Source organism: Gordonia terrae, assembly GCF_051789125.1.
In the GTDB taxonomy this organism is placed as follows: Bacteria; Actinomycetota; Actinomycetes; order Mycobacteriales; family Mycobacteriaceae; genus Gordonia; species Gordonia terrae_A.
In genome coordinates, this window is record NZ_CP196526.1 from 4,999,830 (window position 1) to 5,019,573 (window position 19,744).

Annotated in this window: 17 protein-coding genes; 14 read left to right on the forward strand and 3 right to left on the reverse strand. The window is 67.0% G+C overall.

Annotation, left to right across the window (positions count from 1 at the left end; genetic code table 11):
- Positions 1 to 181: 181 nt before the first annotated feature.
- On the reverse strand, positions 182 to 1,861 hold the full coding sequence (locus tag ACSUZC_RS22785) for an AMP-binding protein (RefSeq protein WP_439030711.1): 1,680 nt from the start codon (positions 1,859 to 1,861) through the stop codon (positions 182 to 184).
- Positions 1,862 to 1,981: 120 nt separating this feature from the next.
- Between ACSUZC_RS22785 and ACSUZC_RS22790 the strand changes: the two genes are divergently transcribed.
- The 7 genes from ACSUZC_RS22790 (at position 1,982) to ACSUZC_RS22820 (ending at position 8,829) form a co-directional block, all read left to right on the forward strand.
- Positions 1,982 to 3,295 carry an MFS transporter gene (locus ACSUZC_RS22790; RefSeq protein WP_439030712.1) on the forward strand — a complete coding sequence of 438 codons (1,314 nt, stop codon included), beginning with the start codon at positions 1,982 to 1,984 and terminating at the stop codon, positions 3,293 to 3,295.
- Between the two features lie 94 nt (positions 3,296 to 3,389).
- Positions 3,390 to 4,340: a DUF808 domain-containing protein gene (locus ACSUZC_RS22795; RefSeq protein ID WP_439030713.1), complete on the forward strand. Its 951-nt coding sequence runs from the start codon at positions 3,390 to 3,392 to the stop codon at positions 4,338 to 4,340.
- Between the two features lie 12 nt (positions 4,341 to 4,352).
- The gene (locus ACSUZC_RS22800; protein ID WP_439030714.1) at positions 4,353 to 5,222 is read left to right on the forward strand and encodes a sulfite exporter TauE/SafE family protein; all 870 of its coding nucleotides are present in this window, start codon (positions 4,353 to 4,355) and stop codon (positions 5,220 to 5,222) included.
- A gap of 160 nt (positions 5,223 to 5,382) precedes the next feature.
- Positions 5,383 to 6,168 carry a class I SAM-dependent methyltransferase gene (locus ACSUZC_RS22805; protein WP_439030715.1) on the forward strand — a complete coding sequence of 262 codons (786 nt, stop codon included), beginning with the start codon at positions 5,383 to 5,385 and terminating at the stop codon, positions 6,166 to 6,168.
- Positions 6,169 to 6,297: 129 nt separating this feature from the next.
- Entirely contained in the window at positions 6,298 to 7,416 is a 1,119-nt protein-coding gene (locus ACSUZC_RS22810) for an NAD(P)/FAD-dependent oxidoreductase (protein WP_439033207.1), read from the forward strand.
- A complete protein-coding gene (locus tag ACSUZC_RS22815) occupies positions 7,413 to 8,327 on the forward strand; it encodes an RNA polymerase sigma-70 factor (protein ID WP_439030716.1) in 915 nt (304 codons plus the stop codon). The genes ACSUZC_RS22810 and ACSUZC_RS22815 overlap by 4 nt, the downstream gene beginning before the upstream one ends.
- 13 nt (positions 8,328 to 8,340) lie before the next feature.
- Complete coding sequence (locus tag ACSUZC_RS22820; RefSeq protein ID WP_439030717.1) at positions 8,341 to 8,829, forward strand: flavodoxin family protein; 489 nt, start codon at positions 8,341 to 8,343, stop codon at positions 8,827 to 8,829.
- Here ACSUZC_RS22820 and ACSUZC_RS22825 read toward each other — a convergent pair.
- The gene (locus tag ACSUZC_RS22825; RefSeq protein ID WP_439030718.1) at positions 8,814 to 9,647 is read right to left on the reverse strand and encodes an aldo/keto reductase; all 834 of its coding nucleotides are present in this window, start codon (positions 9,645 to 9,647) and stop codon (positions 8,814 to 8,816) included. The two genes, ACSUZC_RS22820 and ACSUZC_RS22825, sit on opposite strands and share 16 nt — an antisense overlap.
- 280 nt (positions 9,648 to 9,927) lie before the next feature.
- Here ACSUZC_RS22825 and ACSUZC_RS22830 point away from each other — a divergent pair, with 280 nt between their 5' ends.
- The 4 genes from ACSUZC_RS22830 to ACSUZC_RS22845 all read left to right on the forward strand — a co-directional run bounded on the left by ACSUZC_RS22830 (position 9,928) and on the right by ACSUZC_RS22845 (position 15,661).
- Complete coding sequence (locus tag ACSUZC_RS22830; RefSeq protein WP_004020476.1) at positions 9,928 to 10,131, forward strand: cold-shock protein; 204 nt, start codon at positions 9,928 to 9,930, stop codon at positions 10,129 to 10,131.
- Between the two features lie 249 nt (positions 10,132 to 10,380).
- Positions 10,381 to 12,723 carry a 1-acyl-sn-glycerol-3-phosphate acyltransferase gene (locus ACSUZC_RS22835; RefSeq protein ID WP_439030719.1) on the forward strand — a complete coding sequence of 781 codons (2,343 nt, stop codon included), beginning with the start codon at positions 10,381 to 10,383 and terminating at the stop codon, positions 12,721 to 12,723.
- Complete coding sequence (locus ACSUZC_RS22840; RefSeq protein ID WP_439030720.1) at positions 12,720 to 14,213, forward strand: HAD-IB family hydrolase; 1,494 nt, start codon at positions 12,720 to 12,722, stop codon at positions 14,211 to 14,213. The genes ACSUZC_RS22835 and ACSUZC_RS22840 overlap by 4 nt, the downstream gene beginning before the upstream one ends.
- A 59-nt stretch (positions 14,214 to 14,272) precedes the next feature.
- A complete protein-coding gene (locus tag ACSUZC_RS22845; RefSeq protein ID WP_439033208.1) occupies positions 14,273 to 15,661 on the forward strand; it encodes a wax ester/triacylglycerol synthase domain-containing protein in 1,389 nt (462 codons plus the stop codon).
- Positions 15,662 to 15,665: 4 nt separating this feature from the next.
- Here the strand turns inward: ACSUZC_RS22845 and ACSUZC_RS22850 are convergent, their stop codons facing one another.
- Positions 15,666 to 16,415: a FadR/GntR family transcriptional regulator gene (locus tag ACSUZC_RS22850; RefSeq protein ID WP_439030721.1), complete on the reverse strand. Its 750-nt coding sequence runs from the start codon at positions 16,413 to 16,415 to the stop codon at positions 15,666 to 15,668.
- 240 nt (positions 16,416 to 16,655) lie between these two features.
- Between ACSUZC_RS22850 and ACSUZC_RS22855 the strand changes: the two genes are divergently transcribed.
- From ACSUZC_RS22855 to ACSUZC_RS22865, 3 genes are read left to right on the forward strand one after another with little or no spacing between them, the layout of a single operon-like run.
- Positions 16,656 to 17,426 (forward strand): enoyl-CoA hydratase-related protein, encoded by a 771-nt coding sequence (locus ACSUZC_RS22855; RefSeq protein ID WP_439030722.1) that lies wholly within the window; start codon positions 16,656 to 16,658, stop codon positions 17,424 to 17,426.
- 5 nt (positions 17,427 to 17,431) lie between these two features.
- Positions 17,432 to 18,646, forward strand: a complete 1,215-nt coding sequence (locus ACSUZC_RS22860; protein WP_439030723.1) for an acyl-CoA dehydrogenase family protein — start codon at positions 17,432 to 17,434, stop codon at positions 18,644 to 18,646.
- 7 nt (positions 18,647 to 18,653) lie between these two features.
- Positions 18,654 to 19,721, forward strand: a complete 1,068-nt coding sequence (locus ACSUZC_RS22865; protein ID WP_439030724.1) for an acyl-CoA dehydrogenase family protein — start codon at positions 18,654 to 18,656, stop codon at positions 19,719 to 19,721.
- Positions 19,722 to 19,744 lie beyond the last annotated feature (23 nt).

Genomic DNA, 19,744 nt, shown 5'->3' on the forward strand with positions numbered 1-19,744 from the left:
CCGAGCCGATCGACGGATGTCCGTTTCACCCAAATCGGTTTTCGCGCTGCGCTGTTCACTGCTGGTGCACTCGGTCCACCGCTCGCGACCCCACTGCGGGGCAGGACGAGGCGAACTCGTGGCGACAGGCTATCAAGTCTGACAACCCGCGTCCTCAGATCGGCGGCTGCGGCCGTGTCGCCTATCGCTCGTGTGACGCGGAGATGGTCACCGACCGCATCTGCGGCGGGGTGGTGCCGCGGTCGCGCGTCCAATCCCGCAGTGCGAACTTCTGGATCTTCCCGCTCGCCGTCTTCGGCAGCGAATCCACGACGAACACGCTCTCGGGAACCTTCTGCATCGCCACTCCGCGCGCGGACAGGAACTCTCGCACCTCATCGAGGGTCAGATCGGCACCGTCGCGGGTCACCACGAAGGCGCACCCCCGTTCGCCGGTGCGGGGGTCGGGTCCGGCGACGACGGCGACCTCGGTGACCGCCGGGTGTTCACTCATCTCGTTCTCGACGTCGTGGGCGCTGATCTTCTCGCCCGACCGGTTGATGATGTCCTTGATCCGCCCGACGATGTGGATGCCGCCGTCGGCGTCGAAGTGGGCGAGGTCGCCGCTGCGGAAGAAGCCGTCGTCGGTGAACGCCTCCGCGTTGAGCGACGCGTCGAGATATCCGAGGAAGGTGTCGGGTCCGCGCCAGAGCACCTCGCCCACCGCGCCGACACCGGCCGCGCCCCCGGCGCCGTCGGACACGATCACCTCGGTCGGCGTCAGCACCCGCCCGTCCGTTCCGGTTCGCAGTCGCGGACGGTCCCAACGATTCGACGACGTGACCGAGGGGCCCTCCGTCGCGCCGTACATCCTGGTGACGGTACCGAGCACTTCCGACGCTCCCGTCGTCAGGGAATCGGGGATGTCGGCGCCGCCGCAGATGATGTAGCGCACCGACGGAGTCCGCACGTCGCGTGCCGTGGCCGCGTCGAGCAGTCCCCGCAGGAACGGCGTCGCGAAGATCATGAAGCTCGCGTTCTCGGAGAGCACATTGTCCAGCGCCACTTCGGGATCCCACAGGTCCTGCAGCACCACCCGGGCGCCGAGGAGGAACGGCAATGTCAGCGCACAGTTCACCCCGGTCACGTGCGTCACCGGCGACGGGTTAAAGATGACGTCGCGTTCGTTGAGTCCAAAGGTCTCGATCATCGAGGTGTTCTCGAAGACCAGCGTGTTGTGGCTGTGCAGAGCACCTTTCGGATCGGCGGTGGTTCCCGAGGTGTACAGCAGCAGACAGATGTCGTCGGCGTCCGCGCGAGGTAGCGAGCGAACCTTCTCGATCATGTCCGGCGTCACCGAGGCGAGGAGCTCGTCGAGACCGATCGTGCCGTCCCCGGGTGCAGCGCTACCGCCCGTCGTCACCACGAGGTCGAGTTCGGTAAGCCGTTGTCGCAGAGCGGCATACATGGCCGCATGGTCGAAACCCCGGTGCGTTCCGGGCACGAACGCGACCTTGGTGCCGGCCTGATCGAGGATGAAACCGACCTCCCGCTCGCGATAGATGGGCACGATCGGGTTCGCGACCGCACGGAGCCGGTGGATCGCGTGGAAGACGAGCACGGCATCGGCGGAGTTGGGGAGCTGGAACGACACGACGTCACCCGGTCCGACACCACGGGCCGAGAGTGCCGCTGCCAGCCGGAGCGAGCCGCGCTCGACGTCGGCGAACGTGAGACGCCGGGTCCCGTCGACGACTGCGACGGCGTCGGGACACAGCGCCGCCGCACGTTCGACGAAGAAGTCGAGAGTTCGACCCTGCCAGTGTCCGGCCGCGCGGTACCGGGCGGCGAGGTCGGGGTGTGGAGAGTGCGTGGGACGCATGGTGATTCCTCTGGGGACTCTTGCCGAATTCTCGTGACGCGTTCTAGAGTAACGCACGTCTCACTAAATATGTACATATTAGGTCGGCCGCACTGGCGTCCCCTCCCAGAAAGAGACCTCATGGCAACGCAGGATCAACGGAGCCGGCGAGCGGTCGTCGCCGCCGGAATCGGAACGGTCGTCGAGTACTACGACCTGACGGTGTACGCCTACCTGGCGGTCGTGGTCAGCCCGCTGTTCTTCCCGAGTGACGACCCCACCGCATCACTGCTCTCGAGCCTCGCGGTCTTCGCGTCGGCCTACCTCATGCGCCCGATCGGCGGCATCTTCTTCGGACGCCTCGGCGACCGCTTCGGCCGCAAACGCGCCCTGCTCGTCTCGGTGATCCTGATGGGCGTCGGCACCACGCTGATGGCGCTGCTCCCCACATACGCCGCCGTCGGCGTCCTGGCGCCCGCCTTGCTGGTGATAGCCCGACTCCTGCAAGGATTCTCGGCGGGTGGAGAGCTCGGCGGTGCACTGACCTACGTCTACGAGATCGTCGGACCCAAGCGCCGGGGACTCGGCGGGTCGATCGTCGCGCTCGGTTCCAACAGCGGCTTCGCGCTGGCCGCGATCGTCGTGGCCACGACCTCGGCGCTGACCTCGGACACCCAGATGGAGAGCTGGGGATGGCGCATCCCGTTCGTCGCCGGCCTGCCGTTGCTGGTGCTGTGCCTCTGGCTCCGGACCCGGATCGAGGACTCCCCGGAGTTCACCGAGACCGCCGCCCGGAGTGAAGTTCCCAAGACACCGCTCCGAGATCTGCTGCGCCACCATCCCTTCCAGGTACTGCAGGTCTTCGGACTGGGGATCGCGCAGAACGCGACCGGGTATATGGTGCTCACCTACATGGGCATCCACCTCGTGCGTGAGGGTGGATACGGCCAGACCGCCGTCACCTGGACCGCGGCCGGGGTCATCGTGTTCATCGCCGCGACGATGCCGTTGGCGGGAATCCTGGTGGACCGCTTCGGCAGTCGGCCCGTCGTCATCGCCGGCCTGTTGACCGCGGCGGTGCTGGCCTACCCGGCGATGGCGTTGATGACAGGCCACGGACTCGCGGTGGCCGCGATCGCGTTCGCCCTCTTCGCCCTCTGCACTCCACTGATCCAGGTGGGTACCGCACCGCTGTTCCCCTCGCTGTTCGACACCAGGGTCCGACTGACCGGCGTCGCGCTCGGTTTCAACCTGTCGACGGTGCTCGCAGGCGGGACCGCCGCCTACATCGCCACCTGGCTCATCGACCGGACCGGCAACTCGCTCGCACCCGCCTACTTCCTCATCGGGTCCAGTGCGATCGGCCTGATCACGCTGGCCACGATCAGGCGACGGATGCGGCCTGAGGACGACCGGGCCGCCGGGGACGTCCTGACGACCCCGGCCCGATCCTGAGGGGTCGATCCCCCTCGGGGGAGAGGCCCCCTACCTCGCCCGCGCCGGTTCGGCATACTGTTCGGGAACTCTTTCTTCGAACCCGGAGGTTCCCGTGGCCAGTGGTCTCGTCGCCTTGCTCGATGACATCGCCACCCTCACCCGGGCGGCCGCCGCGTCACTCGACGACATCGGGGCAGCAGCCGGCAAGGCGAGTGTCAAGGCAGCGGGCGTCGTCGTCGACGACACCGCGGTGACCCCGCGTTACGTCGACGGATTCACCCCCGACCGCGAGTTGCCGATCGTGCGCAAGATCGCCATCGGCTCCATCCGCAACAAGCTGCTGATCATCCTGCCCGTGGCGATGATCCTGAGCCAGTTCCTGCCCCAGGCGCTCCCCTACCTGCTGATCGCCGGCGGCCTCTTCCTCTGCTACGAGGGCGCGGAGAAGGTGTGGGAGGCGGTCGGCGGAGGTCATCACGCCGAGACGACCACCGCCGGCCAGGGCGGACCCGAGTTCGAGAAGACGATGGTCAACGGCGCCATCCGGACCGATCTGATCCTGTCGGCCGAGATCATGGTCATCTCGCTGTCCTCGGTGGAGTCCGAGCCGTTCTGGACCCGCCTCGCGGTACTGATCGTCGTCGCCTTCCTGATCACCGCCCTCGTCTACGGTGTGGTCGCCATCATCGTGAAGATGGACGACGTCGGGCTGTCGCTCGCCCAGCGGGAGTCGACGACGCTCCAGAAGATCGGGCGCGGTCTGGTCGTCGCGATGCCCAAGATCATGTCGACCCTCACCGTCGTCGGCATCGCCGCGATGCTGTGGGTCGGCGGACACATCCTGCTCGTCAACGTCGGTGAAGCCGGGTTCCATTGGCCCGCCGACCGGCTCCATGACGTCGAGCACTGGTTCGGCCATCTCGTCCACGGTGGATTCGGCTCCGTGCTGTCCTGGACCGCCGGAACGGTGCTCTCCGCCATCGTCGGACTCGTCGTCGGCGCCATCATCGTGGCCGTCCTCCACGTGATCCCGCGTCGCAAGAAGGACGCCGCGGCCCACTAGGCGCGACACATCGTGACCACGTGGGAACTGCTGGCCGTCCTCCTCGCCGGAGTCGGAGCGGGAGCGATCAACGCGGTGGTCGGCAGCGGCACACTCATCACGTTCCCGACACTGGTCGCATTCGGCGTACCTCCGGTGACGGCGACGATGTCCAACGCCATCGGCCTCGTCGCGGGTGGCGTGTCCGGGACCTGGGGCTACCGGCGGGAGCTCGAGGGTCAGTGGCCGCGCCTGCGATGGCAGATACCGGCGAGCTTCGGCGGCGCACTCGTCGGCTGCTGGTTGTTGCTGCACCTGCCCGAGCGGGTGTTCGAGACGATCGTGCCGATCCTGCTGGTCGGGGCGCTGGTGCTGGTGGTCGCTCAGCCCCGCATCCAGAAGTGGGCAGGTGCGCGATCGGACCGAGCCGACCCCCTGTCGGAGGGCCCGCTGTCAGGCGGCCCAGTGTCCGGCGGCCCGGTGTCAGGCGGCCCAGTGTCCGGCGGCCCGGTGTCAGACCTGCCCGGTTCAGTCCGACTCACTCCTGTCCGTCTCGTCCTGATGGTCGCGGGCACGTTCGCCGTCGGCGTCTACGGCGGCTATTTCACCGCCGCGCAGGGCATCCTCCTGATGGCCATCCTCGGCGTCGTGGTGCCCGACCATCTCCAGCGGATGAACGCCGCAAAGAATCTGCTGTCGCTGGTCGTCAACGTGGTCGCGGCGGTGACCTACACGCTCGTGGCATTCGACCGCATCGACTGGTCGGCCGCGGCGGTCATCGCGATCGGATCGCTGGCGGGCGGTGTCATCGGCGCCCGTTACGGACGACGACTCTCGCCGCGAGCGTTGCGCGCGGTGATCGTCGTCGTAGGCTTGATCGGCTTGTGGCGCCTACTCGCGTGAGCCGGATCGAGGTCGCATGCGATCTCGTTTCGTCGATGCGACTTCGATCGAGGTCGCGCGGCCGAACTGAAGTCGCATGCGACGTCGATCCCGAACCCGCCGCCCACCACGCGTCGGCGATGGACAATGTGCGCACATCCGGTGTAACCGAGGAGTGACGATGGTCGATTGGGACGGCGCGCGATACGCCGACGTGAGCGCCCTGCAGCGCATGGTCGCGGAAGAGTCGATCGGCGACCTCGAACTCGAGGGCGACGAGCGCCTTCTCGACATCGGCTGCGGCGACGGATTCATCACGATGCTCCTCGCCGAGCGTCTGCCGTCGGGGACGGTCGTGGGGGTCGACGCCTCGCGACGGATGATCGAGCGTGCGCTGGCACGTGTGCCCGCGGACAACCTGCGGGTGCAGTTCCACGTGGACGACGTCCTGTCGTTGCCCTTCGACCGGGATTTCGACATCGCGGTGTCGTTCAACGCCTTGCACTGGGTCCACGACCAGCGTGCCGCGCTCGCCGGGATCGCGCGGAGTCTCGTCGAGGGTGGTCGTGCCGTACTCCAGATGGTCTGCGCGACAGAACGATCGAGTATCGAAGACGTGGCCATGGAGGTCGCCACCGGGGCACGCTGGCGCGGCTTCTTCTCGGATTTCGAGACACCCTACGTGCATGTCAGGCCGGACAGGTTTCGCGAACTCGCCGGCGACGCCGGTTTCTCCGTCGACGCCGTGACGGTGAAAGACCTGGACTGGCAATTCGATTCGGTGGCCGACTTCCGCGACTGGTTCGCCGTCGGCGCGTCGGACTGGACGAGCCGCCTGCCGGCGGGCGATGGGGAGGCGTTCGTGGGCGACGTCATCGACCGGTACGAGGCGGTGGTCGGGAAGCCCGCACTGTTCCGATTCAGCCAGTTGCGGGCGTCGCTCACGAAGCCGACGCGCGACCGCTGACACGCCCGCGCGTGCACAACCAGCCGGCACTGTGACTTAACTCACTCCGCTGCCCGTCACGTCTCGACCCTCGGTAGGTGTCTTGGATGACGAGGATCTCCAGACGAGGAGGGTGCGGTGGTCCAGATTGTGGTCATCGGGGCAGGTTACGCGGGGGTCATGGCCGCCAACCGCATCGCCGGTTCGGGCTCTCCTGACACAGGGGTGACAGTGATATGCCCGCATGCGCGGTTCGTACAGCGAATCCGCCTGCACGAACATGCGGCGGGTACATCATCGGCTGTGGTCCCGCTCCACACGGTCCTGAACGACTCGGTCACCGTCGTGCGAGACCGCGCCGTGGAGATCACGGATCAGAAGGTCATGCTGTCGACCGGGGACATACGTCACTTCGACGTCCTGATCTATGCAGTGGGCAGCGGTGATCCGCCCGGGTCGACCGGCGCGGGCTTCGCGATCGGGGTGCCGGAGGACGCGTTTGCGCTGACCGGCCGTCTGCGCTCATTGACCGGCAACGCGCCGGTGACAGTGATCGGCGGTGGACTGACCGCAGTGGAAACCGCCGCGGAAATCGCCTTTGCCAGGTCCGATCTCAGTGTTCGATTGATCGCGGGCACGATCTGCGACGGCCTCCCCGAAAGCAGCAGGCAACGAGTGATCCGCGAACTCGACAAGCTCGGTGTCGCCGTCACGACGGGGAGCCATGTCACCGCGGTCACCGATGACGCTGTGCGAGTGAACGCCGGAAGGGAGTTCGCGAGCGATTGCACCGTCTGGGCGAGCGGATTCCGCATCCCGGATCTGGCTCGGCACAGCGGCTTGCCCACCGACCCCCTCGGACGTCTCCGTGTCGACCAGAAGCTGATCAGCGCCGGAAACTCGAGGGTGATCGGGGCCGGAGACGCGGTCGTGCTCGCCGGAACACCGTTTCGGATGAGTTGCCAGGCGGCCCTGCCGATGGGAGCGCACGCGGCCGACACGGCGATCCGCCTTGTGAAAGGTATTGAGCCACAGCCGTTCACGATGGGCTTCATCGCTCAGGCAGTGAGCCTGGGACGGCACTCGGCGATCGTGCAGGGCACTCACCGTGACGACTCATCGGCGCGATGGCGGTTGTCGGGGAGCACCGCTGCAACGATGAAGGAACTGGTCTGTCGCTCGACTGTGTGGGCGATGCGCCACCCTCGGGCCTACCGTTGGGTGCCGGGCCCTGCGTCCCGCTCGAGCGGGGAGGTGGTCAACGGATGAGCGACGAGACGATGTCGCCCGCCGAGTCCGCCGCGAGGGACCACGCAGAGGTGTTCATGGAGTTCCGGCCGCTCCTGTTCACTCTCGCCTACGAGATCCTGGGCTCGGTCAGCGATGCCGACGACATCCTCCAGGAGAGCTACCTCCGTTGGCGCGGAGTCGACCTCGGAGGCGTGGAACATCTCCGACGGTATCTGGTTCAGACCGTCACCCGTCAGTCCCTCAATCATTTGCGTACCCTCCGTCGACGCCGCGAGACCTACATCGGGAACTGGCTTCCCGAACCCTTGGTGACCGCATCCGAAGTCGACGCGGACGCCGTTCTCGCCGAGGGGCTTTCGATGGCGATGCTGGTGGTGCTGGAATCACTGACACCCGAGCAGCGTGTCGTTTTCGTGCTTCGAGAGGTGTTCGGCTTCTCCGCGGCCGAGATCGCGGAGATGACCCGTAAGAGCGAGGCGGCCGTCCGGCAACTCACTCACCGCGCGAGACAGAGCGTGCAGGCACGCCGCCCACGCTTCGAGCCCGAACCGGAAAAGGCGGAGGAGTTGGTCGCCCGCTTCTTGCTGGCGGCCCAAGGCGGCAACCTCCAGGAACTGATGGACGTGCTGGCACCCGACGTCGTGCAGATCTCCGATGGCGGCGGAAAGGTCGCTGCTGCACGCCGTCCCCTCACCGGGAGCGAAGACGTGGCTCGCTTCTCGATCGGGGTCGCACGCACCAGTCCACCGACGCTTCGAGTCGAGCTCATCCGATGCAACGCGATGCCGACGGCACTGTTCTGGAACGGGGACCGACGCGACTACGCGCTGCTGTTCCAGGTGGTCGAGGGCCGAATCCGAGGGCTGTACGCGATTCGCAACCCGGACAAGTTGAACTCCCTCCATCGCTCCCCACGAGTCGCCCGATGAAAGGAACGACACGATGAAAGCTCTGATTGTGTGCACCTCGGTGAGTCATGGCAACACCAGACTGGTCGCCGACGCCATGGGGTCGGTTCTGCACGCCCGGGTCGTCACACCGGGGAACGTCGACCTCGTCGATCTCGCGGCCTACGACCTCATCGGATTCGGTTCCGGCATCTACAACCTGAACTTTCACCGCGATGTGCGCAAGTTTGTCGAGTCAGTGCCGCACGGACAGCGCGCACGCGCATTCGTGTTCTCCACGAGCGGACTACCCGAGCCGAGGTTCCGCCAGTACTCGAAGCTGCTGGCCGACGATCTCGAGGACCGCGGTTACGAGGTGGTGGGCACCTTCTCGTGTCGAGGAATCGACACCTGGTGGCCGTTTCGACCCCTGGGAGGGATTCGGAAGGGCCGGCCCGACGCCGGCGACATCGAGGCCGCCGGCGCCTTCGCACGCGCGCTGTTGGACGGAGCCGGCGCGCCGCTGAATCACTCCGGGACGTAGTTGAACGTGTCCGGGTCCGGCCCGATGCGCTCGTCGGCGTTGAGTGCGTCGATCTTGGCGACCTCGTCGTCGGACAGGTCGAAATCGAACAGCGCGAAGTTCTCCTCGACGCGTGCGCGGGTGACGGACTTCGGGAAGACGATGTCGCCGCGCTGGATGTGCCAGCGCAGGGTCACCTGCGCGGCCGAGCGGTCCTTCGCCTTGGCGATCTCGGTGATCACCGGATCGTCGACCACCTTGCCCTGTGCGATCGGCGACCACGCCTCGGTGGCGATACCGTGCTCGGCGTTGAAAGCGCGCAGAGAGGTCTGCGTGAGGTACGGATGCACCTCGATCTGGTTGACGGCGGGCACGACGTCGGTGTCGTCGAACAGCCGCTGCAGGTGGGCCTGCTGGAAGTTGGATACGCCGATGGCCCGCGCCTTGCCGTCCGCGTAGGCCTTCTCGAGGGCCTTCCACGTCTGCACGTAATCGCCGACCTCGGGCAGCGGCCAGTGGATCAGGAAGAGGTCGATCTGCTCGAGGCCCAGGTCCGAGAGAGTGCCGTCCAGCGCCTTGAGCGCGTCGTCGTAGTCGTGGAAACCGTTGTTCAGCTTGCTGGTGACGAAGATCTCGTCGCGGGCGAGTCCGGAGTCGCGGACCGCTTCACCGACGCCCTTCTCGTTGCCGTACATCTCGGCGGTGTCGATGTGCCGATACCCCACCTCGAAAGCGGTGAGAGTGGCCTCGCGGGTGTCCTCCGGCGGGACCTGAAAGACTCCGAATCCCAACTGCGGGATGGTGATTCCATTGTTGAGCGTGATGGTGGGGACTGCCATAGGGTGTGTCCTTTCTCCGTACCCGGCGACTGCGCCGTCGTGATGCGACGGTGGCCGGGTCTCGTCATCGGCGGCCGCCTGTCACGCGGCCCTGTCGAGGTTCAAGGCGCTCGGCGCGCCCGGTATTCCGAGCGACGTCGATGTGGGAGGGCCTCGAGGCCCGGGGACTCGGGCGAACAAAATTCGCCCTGGGGTTTCGCAACGGCCGGTATGTGTGAAAGAGTTGAGAGGCGGCTGTCGGTCTCGATGGTCGCTGAACTGAAGAAAGAAGTACAGCAGTATGGCACAGGGAACCGTCAAGTGGTTCAACGGCGAAAAGGGCTTCGGCTTCATCGCTCCCGACGATCAGGGCGCAGATGTCTTCGTCCACTACTCCTCGATCACCGGTAGCGGATTCCGCAACCTCGAAGAGAACCAGCGCGTCGAATTCGACGTCGAGCAGGGTGCCAAGGGCCCCCAGGCTACCAACGTCAGCGCGCTCTGAGCTCCTGACTTTCGCGAAGCGCCCCCTCTGACCTCGGTCAGGCGGGGCGCTTCGTCGTATGTGGACATTCTTCTCCCCGCCCGAGCTGGCGTCGATCGCGCAGAAGCCGTCACCCCAGCTCGACATCGGTCCTGACCGAAACAGTCCCCACCTGAAGTCGGCGGCGTCACAATGAGGCGTGGTGCCTCTCCCGCGACCGCGGCGACGTCGCTCGCGGAGGTCGGCACGGACCGATGGAACGTGAGGGTGATGCGAGTGACCGATCCGGTGGTGGTCCTGACCAAGGCCCGAACGGCGTGTGAGATCCGGGCGGTGACCGACTGGACGTCGGCCAACTACCCGCAAGCCCGCATCGTCGGCCCGGCGGTCGACATCGACTTCGACGAACTGTCGCCGAACACCCTTCTCGTGCCCGTCCGCGCAGTATGGCTGCCTGCGGTCCGGCAGGGAGAGCGACGGGTCACTCTCGGCGACGTACTGGTCCTGTCGAATCCGCGACGCCCGCTCGGCATCGTGCAGCCGATCATCCGCAAGCGCCGGCCCGACAGTCTCCGCGTCGTCGCCGGTGCACCCGCGACGATCGCGGAACTGCGCGAACGTTATTCGCAGCACCAGGCGGAGGGTGAGCCCTTCGCCGAGTTCGTCGTGTTCCAGGCATCGATGTCGGCCGAACGCGCCGAACGTCAGATCGTCGGCGACCGCTACAAGGTGCCCCGGCTGGTGGCTGAACAGATCAGCAGCTCATCGCGGTTCCAGACTTCGGCAGCCAAGCTCGCCGCAGAACTGGGCAGACCGACCGATGCGGTGGTCGCCGAGGCCACCGACAAATTGTCGACGTTCGTCGCGACGCAGAGCCGACTGATGGACGACATCTTCTCGGCGACGTTCAGCCGACTGCACGAACGCGCCTGGAACGTCACCGTCGACGTCGACAACCTGAACACCTTGCGCACCCTGAACAAGTCGACCGGTCTGGTGTTCCTGCCGTCACACCGGTCCTATGTCGATCCCCTGGTCCTCGCCACGGTGTTGCGCGACAACGATTTTCCGCCGAACCTCGTGCTGGGCGGCAACAACCTGTCGTTCTGGCCGGTCGGGCCGGTGGCGCGGCGGGCCGGGATGATCTTCATCCGACGCAAGTTCGGCGCCGACCCCGTCTACAAGTTCGCGATGCGTTCCTATCTCGCCTACATCGTCGAGAAGCGCTTCAACCTGGAGTGGTACATCGAGGGCGGTCGCAGCCGGACGGGCAAACTCCGCAAGCCGAAGCTGGGACTGCTCACCTACGTCGTCGACGCGGTCGGTCAACTCGAGGAGGCCGATGTGACGATCGTGCCGACGTCGATCGTCTACGACCAGCTGCAGGAGATCGGCGCGATGGCCGCCGAGGACGCCGGCGGCACCAAGAAGCCGGAGGGCGTCGGGTGGTTGCTGCGCTATGCCAAGGCCCAGCGAAACTACCTGGGAGAGGCGCGGGTACGGTTCGGCACCCCCATCTCCTTGCGTGCCGCGCTCGACGACGCGGGTGAAGGGCGCGCGCGACTCGAGAAGGTGGCGTTCCGCGTGATGGACGAGATCAACTCGGCCACACCGATCTCGGCGACGTCGCTCGCCGGTTTCGCACTCCTGGGCGCACAGGACCGTGCCTACACGCTCGCCGAGATCGAGGCGATCCTCGCGCCGTTGCTCGACTACATCGACCGCCGGGACCTTCCCGGTCCCGACCCGGCGCTGTGCCGGGGCACCGGACTGGCCCAGACCCTCCGGGTCCTGGCGGGCAACGGGGTCGTGAGCTGTTACGACGGTGGCTCCGAACCGGTCTGGTCGATCGTGGCGGACAATCATGCGGTCGCCGCGTACTACCGGAACGGCGCATTGCACCACTTCGTCGACCGCGCGATCGTCGAGGTCGCGATGCTCGCGGTCGCCGAAGGCGACGTCCGGGCGGGCCACCATCCGGCACCGGACCACACCGGTGGCACCGAGGACCACGCGCAGCAGGCGACTGCGACCGGGAGCGGGCCATCGGTGGACGAAGGACTGCTCGCCGCGTCCCAACGAGAAGCCCTACGCATCCGCGATCTGCTGAAGTTCGAGTTCTTCTTCCCGCCGAAAACCGAGTTCCTGCACCGCCTCGGCCTCGAACTCGATTTCCTCGCCCCCGGCTGGCGCGCGGTCACCCCGACCCAGGAGTGGACGTATGAGGTACTGCACGGACACACCGGCGGACTCCTCGCACGTCGCACCCTGCAGCCGTTCTTCGATGCCCAGCTGGTGTTCGCGACCAGGCTCGTCGAGCTCGGGGACAGCGCCCGCGAGAAGGACGACCTGATCGCCGACTGCCTCGGACTCGGCCGCCAGCTCGCACTGCAAGGCGTTGTGCGGAGCAAGGATTCGGTGTCGAAGGATTTGTACGACGGCTGCTACCAGCTCGCCGACAACCGCGGCCTGATCGATGGCGAGGACCACGAGGACGTCGCTGCCGCACGGCACAGCTGGCTCGACGAGGTGGAATCGATGCGTAAACGCCTCGCGCGCATCGCGTCGATCGAGGAGATCCAGCCCGCGGTGTGGTCCGAGGTCGCACCGTGAGCGCTTTCACCGATCGCATGCGGGCCATCCGTGCCGCACCCACCGGAAAGAAGGTGGCCGCCCTCTTCGATTACGACGGCACGCTCATCGAGGGGTTCTCGGCAGCGGCCATCATGCGTGCGCGGTTGCGCAGCATGGAGTTCGGCTTCGGCGAGCTCGCAGACTTTCTCCTCATCGGGTTGCGCGGCGTCGTCTCCGAACAGGACTACGCGGAGGTGCTCGACGCCACGCGTCCGACCTTCGCGGGTAAGACATACGCGGAGCTCATCGAGTTCGGCGAGCATCTCTTCAAATACGAGACCGCGGCCAAGCTGCGGCCCCAGATGTGGCAGATCCTGCGCGCGCACCGGGAGATGGGCCACACCATCGTCATCGCGTCGTCGGCCACGAGGTTCCAGATCGAACCGATCGCGCGCGAGATCGACGCCGACTTCGCCCTTGCCACCGACGTCGAGGTGATCGACGGGGTGGTGACCGGCAACATCCGGGGCCGTCCCCTCTGGGGGCCGGGGAAGGCTGCCGCGGTCCGGAGCCTCGCGCGGGCCAACGACATCGACCTCGCGGCGTCTTTCGCCTACAGCGACGGCAACGAGGACATCCCGTACCTGGAGTCGGTGGGCAACCCGGCGGCGGTCTCGCCGCGCCGAATCCTTCGGGCGGAGGCCGAATCCCGTGGGTGGCCGATCATCGACCTCAAGAATCCGACGTACAACCGGGCGGGGATGCTGGCCCGCACCGGCGCCTTCTACGGGTCGTTCCTCGCCTCGGCGGCCGTGGGTGTCACGAGCGGCTTGCTGCGCCGCGATCCCGCCGCGCTCGTCGAAGCACTGCCCGCGGGAACCGACGTGGGACTCGCCCTCGCCGGTGTCCGCGTGCAGGTTCTCGACGGCGGTGAGTACCTCACCTCGGCCCGCCCGTGCGTGTTCCTGTTCAATCACCAGTCGAAACTCGATCTCCCGGTGATGATCAACCTCGTCCGATCGGAGGCGACGGGCGTCGCCAAGAAGGAGGTACAGCGGGTCCCGGTGATCGGGCAGATCCTCCAGCAGGCGGGCCTGGTGTTCATCGACCGGGCCGACCCAGGCCGTGCGATCGAACAGCTGGCACCTGCGGTGAAGGCCCTGCGCGAACAGGGGATGTCGCTGGTCGTCGCGCCCGAGGGCACCCGCTCGCCGACACCCCGTATCGGCCGGTTCAAGAAGGGCCCGTTCCACATCGCGATGCAGGCCGGTGTCCCCGTCGTCCCCGTCGTGTTGCGCAACACCGGTGAACTGATGTGGCGGGGTTCGCAACTCATCCGACCGGGGACGGTCGAGGTGATGGTTCTGCCACCGGTGCCGACCGACGACTGGAGCGCCGACGAGATCGGGGCGCGAGCAGAAGAGGTGCGGCAGTTGTACGTCACCGCGCTTGCCGACTGGCCACTCGGGCGGTTCGCGGACGACTCGGCGGAACCACCGGTGGAAGTACCCGAGGAGAGGGAAGTGTGAGCGACACCGAACCGACGCAGGACGACGACCGCCCGCTCGACTGGGCCAGCGAACCCCATATGAGCTCGGTGGACACCATCATGTGGCGCGGTGACACCGACCGGCGCATGCGAGGCACCATCTGCATGCTGGAGATCTGGGACTGCGACCCGGACTGGGATCGGCTGGTCGCCGCGCACGAGTGGGCCAGTCGTATGGCGCCCCGGTTCCGGCAGCGCGTCGTCGACTCACCGTTCGGTACCGGAACACCGAGCTGGGCAGTCGATCCCGACTTCGACCTGCACTACCATCTGCGTCGGATCCGCCTCGGCGGAGACGGCAGCATGCGCGAGTTGCTCACCACCTGTGAGCAACTCGCGATGACCGCACTCGACGCCGCCCGACCGCCGTGGGAGGGCATCCTGATCGAGGGGCTCCCCGACGGCAGGGCCGCGTACTTCCTGAAAGCGCACCACGCGCTCACCGATGGTCTCGGGGCGATCATCGGACTCGCACAGCTGCATTCGCCCACACGCGAACACAATCCACGCAAACCGCAGCCGCCGAGCCCCGAGCCGGTCAACATCGGCACGCTGGATCTCCTCCGCCGCCAGTTCGGCGAAGAGGTTCGACGCATCCCTCATCGGCTGGACACCACCGTCAAAGGTGTCCGGGCGCTTGCTCATCCTCGCCGCGCCCTGAGCACCGCGCTGCGGTACGGGCGTTCGGTGCCGAGGGTCGCCGGGCTCGTCAGCCCACCCGGGTCGCCACTACTCGCACACCGCTCCCTGTCATGGAGATTCAGTGCCTTCGAGGTTCCGTTCGCCGACCTCAAGGCGGCGGCAGCGGCGACGAACGCCTCGATCAACGACGTGTACCTCGCCGGGCTCGTGGGCGGTTTCCGTCTCTACCACGAGAAGATGGGCTCTCCGGTGGAGACGATGCCGGTCGCGATCCCCATCTCGGTACGTCGCCCGGAGGATCCCGCGGGCGGCAATCGCATCGCCGTGGGACGCCTGGCCGGCCCGGTCGGCATCGCCGATCCCTTCGAGCGGGTGCTCACGATCCGCGAGCAGGTGCGCGTGGCCCGCCACGAACCCGCGGTCGACATCTTCAACACGCTGGGTTCGGTGATGGCGTGGTTGCCCGGGTCGGTGCTGATGCAGTTCAGCGGGACCACCAGCCAGAACGACCTGCAGGCCAGCAACGTCCCCGGAATCCCCTGGGACACCTATGTGGCCGGCGCGAAGGTGGAACGCATGTTCCCCTTCGGGCCGCTGCCGGGTTGCGCGATGATGGCGACGATGATCACCCACAACGGGATCGCTTGTCTCGGAATCAATTCCGACGGTGCGGCGATCGCCGACCTCGAGTTGTTCGCGGACTGCCTGGTCGCCGGATTCGGTGAGGTCCTCGCTCTCGCCGCCGACGACGACGTGGTGCCGGGAGTTCTGCGGCGGGTGGTGTGACCGCTCAGATCTGCCAGCGCACGGGCCGGGAGATGATCTCGCGCAACCGGCGACGGTAGTACCGGGCCGACTCCTGGTTGAACACGTCCATCGCCGCCGCGGTGGCCTCGACGTCGCGGGCCCGCATCGCATCGAGGATGTCCTGCTGTAGTTCGAAGGCCGCCAGGCGCGTCGCGATCGGGTGCTCGTCGGGCTCGGCGTCGCGCACGAGCAGCCACAGCGTCTCCATCACGACCCGCAGGGCGGGATTGCCCGCAGCCTCGTAGACACCGCGCTGAAAGGCCGCGTTGTTCTCCTGGAAGTTGTCGTGGTCCTCGGGATGCTCACGCATCCGGTCCAGCGCGGCCTGCATCGCATCGAGCTGATCGTCGGTGACGTTCTGCGCCGCGGCGCGCGCGACCATCGGTTCGAGCATCAGCCGCACGTCGATGACATCGCTGATGTTGGCGCCGTTGATCTGCAGGAAGAGCTTCATGATGTTGCCGAGGGAATCGAGCTCGGGCCGCTTGGCGATGGGGCCGCCACCGATCCCGGCCTTGATCGTCACGAGATCGCGGCTCTCGAGCAACCGTAGCGCCTCGCGCACCGTAGTCCGGGCCACTCCGTACTCAGTGACCATCTCCTTCTCGGTGGGCAACCGTTGGCCCTCGACGATGCCGCCGCCGAGAATCTCGTCGGCCACCATGTTGGCCACCCGCGCGGACATCTTCTGTCCACGAGGCTGACGGGTGTCGGGCTCGTCGGCGACGGTCATGGGTCTCCCGTGTGTGCGCAGGTCGGTCGGTGTCGATACCTTACCGACCTCGGCGTCCGGTGGTTCGCGAACAAGCCGGTTATCCGGGCCCTGCAGTTTCTACATCGAGAACTCTGTACATATTTACTGTGCTCCGATACCGTGAGCCCATCACGATCTGTTCGCACCCGCCGTCCGTGCGCACCGCGCCGTCAGCGGAGCGGTGAGATCGGCGCGGCTCACGAGAGATAGGCATACGAGATGACGACAATTACTGCATCAGAGCATCTCTCGGTCACGATGCGTGAGTCCGGTGTCGCGTGTGTCGAGCTGGCCAGAGGCAAGGTCAACGCCGTGGACGGGCAGATGTACGACGAGATCGCCGCCACCTTCGACGCTCTGTCCGACGACCAGGAGGTGCGCGCGATAGTCCTGACCGGGCGTGGTCGCATCTTCTGCGCGGGCAACGACATCAATGAGTTCCGGACCATGTCCACCATCAGCGGCGACATCGCCATGCGACGCGCAAGGCGCGCGCTGTTCAGCATCCGCGATTGTCACCTGCCCGTCGTCGCGGCGGTCAACGGCCCCGCCCTCGGAAGCGGATTCGGCTTCGTCGCCCTGTCGGATCTCGTCATCGCCTCGGAACGAGCCACATTCGGACTTCCGGAGATGAACGTCGGCGTCCTCGGTGGCGGCCGGTTCACCGCGCGGATGCTGCCCGAGCAGGCGATGCGCCGGATGTTCCTCACGGCCGAACCCGCCGACGCGGCCACACTGGCGCACTGGGGTGCGCCGATCGAGGTCGTCGCTCATGACGAGCTGATGGAGATCGCCGTAGCGCGGGCCCGGTCGATCGCGGCGAAGAGCCGGCACGCCATCGTGCTCGCCAAGCAGTCGCTGAACGGATGCGAGGACCTCGACATCCGGCGCGGCTATGAGCTCGAACAGTCGTTCACCGTACGGCTCTCCGAACACCCCGATTCGAAGACGGCCGTCGAAGCACAGGTCGCCGACCTGGCCAGGGGCTGATCACGATGACATCGACCGCCACCTCGCCGACCTCGACCGCGACACCCGACGAGTACGCCCAGGAGTGCCGAGCCTGGCTCGATGCCAACCTGCCGCCGCGTACCGCCGCCACCGACGAGCCGAACTACGCGATCTTCCACGACCGGACCCACGACGAGGAGCGCGCCCTCATCGATGCCGCGCGCGCATGGCAGGCCCGACGCGTCGACGCCGGCTTCGGCGCGATCACCTGGGGTCCCGAATGGGGTGGCCCCGGGCTGAGCGCCAGTCATGAGCGGGTGTACGTGAACATGGAGCGCGAGTACCAGGCGCCCGATCGCCACGAGAACGTGCTCGTGACCGTCGATCTGGTCGCGCCGACACTGCACGTACTCGGGACGCCGGATCAGCAGCAGCGCTTCGTCCGATCCTTCCTGCGCACCGACGAGCTGTGCTGCCAGCTCTTCTCCGAACCCGGCGCCGGTTCCGATCTCGCCGGTCTGCGCACCAAGGCGGTGCGGACCGGAGATACCTGGCGGGTCAACGGGCAGAAGGTGTGGAGTTCGGGCGCGCAGTTCTCCGAATGGGGACTGCTGATCGCCCGGTCGGACACCTCCGTCCCCAAACACAAGGGCATGACGGCGTTCATGGTGCCGATGGACGCCCCCGGGGTCGACGTGCGGCCCATCCGCCAGATGTCCGGCGGCTCCACCTTCAACGAGGTCTTCCTCAACGACGTCGAGATCCCGGACGAGATGCGGATCGGCGCGGAGGGTGACGGCTGGAAGGTCGCGCTCACCGTCCTCGGATTCGAACGCAGTTCCAGCGCCGGGATCGTCAGCGCCGGAGGCAACAGTGCCGACCTCGTCCGCCTGGCCCGGACACTGGGCATCGCCGACGATCCGCTGGTGCGGCAGCGTCTCGGCGACGCGGCCATCTACGAGCGCGCGTCGGCACTGATGGTGGCGCGCAACGCCGAACGCGAACAGGCCGGCGCCGTCCCCGGAGTCGAGGGTTCGATCGGCAAGCTCGTGTGGACCCAGAATCTCAAACGCGTGGGCGACGCGGCCGCGACGTTCCTGGGCACCCGAATCCTGGCCGACACCGGCGAACCCGGCACGTTCGCCTGGACCGAGCACCTTCTCGGCGCACCGGGTTACCGAATCGCCGGCGGTTCGGACGAGATCCAGCGCAACATCATCGGCGAACGCGGCCTCGGCTTGCCGCGAGAACCCCGCTAGGAGCACCATGCCTCTCGAATTGACGGTTGAACAGCGCGATCTGCGCGATGCCCTCGCGGACGCGTGGGACGACACCGCCCCGGGCACCGATGTGTGGCAGTCACTCCGGACGATGGGTCTCACCGGGATCCCGTTCCCCGAAGACGTCGGCGGCGCAGGTTCCGGCCTCAAGGACGTGGCGGTCGTGATGTCCGAGCTCGGCCGGACGATGGGCACGGCGCCGTATCTGTCGTCGGTGGTGCTCGCCGGTCACGCCCTGTTGCTCGCCGGCTCCGACGCCGCACGGGACGTACTGGGTGACATCGCTTCCGGGGGCAGGGTCGCCGCGCTGGTGACCGGCCCCGGGATCACCACCTCCGAGGTGCGCGCCGTCGTACGTGACGAGGACACACTCGTTCTCGACGGTTCTCAGCACGCGGTCGTCGACGGAGCGCGTGCCGACGTGCTCGTGGTCGTGACGGCGACCGAGTCGGGCACCGAACTGGGTGTGCTGGCCGCCGACGCCACCGGCCTGCACCGGTCCGAACTCGAAACCCTGGACTTGACACGAGAACTCGCACGCATCGAGTTCGACGGAGCCGTGGCACGGCGTATCACCGGCCCGGACGCCGAGACCCGGCTGGCGCGAGTCCGGTCGATCGCGATGATCGCGGTGGCGGCCGAACAGGTCGGCGCCGCCCGTGCGTGCCTGGACATGTCGGTGGACTACTGCAAGCACCGCACCCAGTTCGACCGCATCATCGGGTCGTTCCAGTCGATCAAACACCGTCTCGTCGACATGCTCGTGGCGATCGAGCTCGCGGAGGCCGCCATGCTGGACGCGTCCTCGGCCGACGTCCGGGGCGACGGGGAACTCGCGGTCGCGGCGGCCACCGCGCGCGTCCTGGCCTCCCGTGCGGCGATGTTCGCTGCGGAGGAGTCGATCCAGGTGCACGGTGGTATCGGCTTCACCTGGGAGCACCCCCTGCATCACTACTTCCGGCGAGCGAAGACCAACCAGTTGCTGTGGGGCGACGTCGATCAGCACGTCGAGACCGTTGCGGCCGCACTCGTGGACGGCGTCGTCGCCGGCTGATCTCCGTCTTCTCCGGTGCGTAC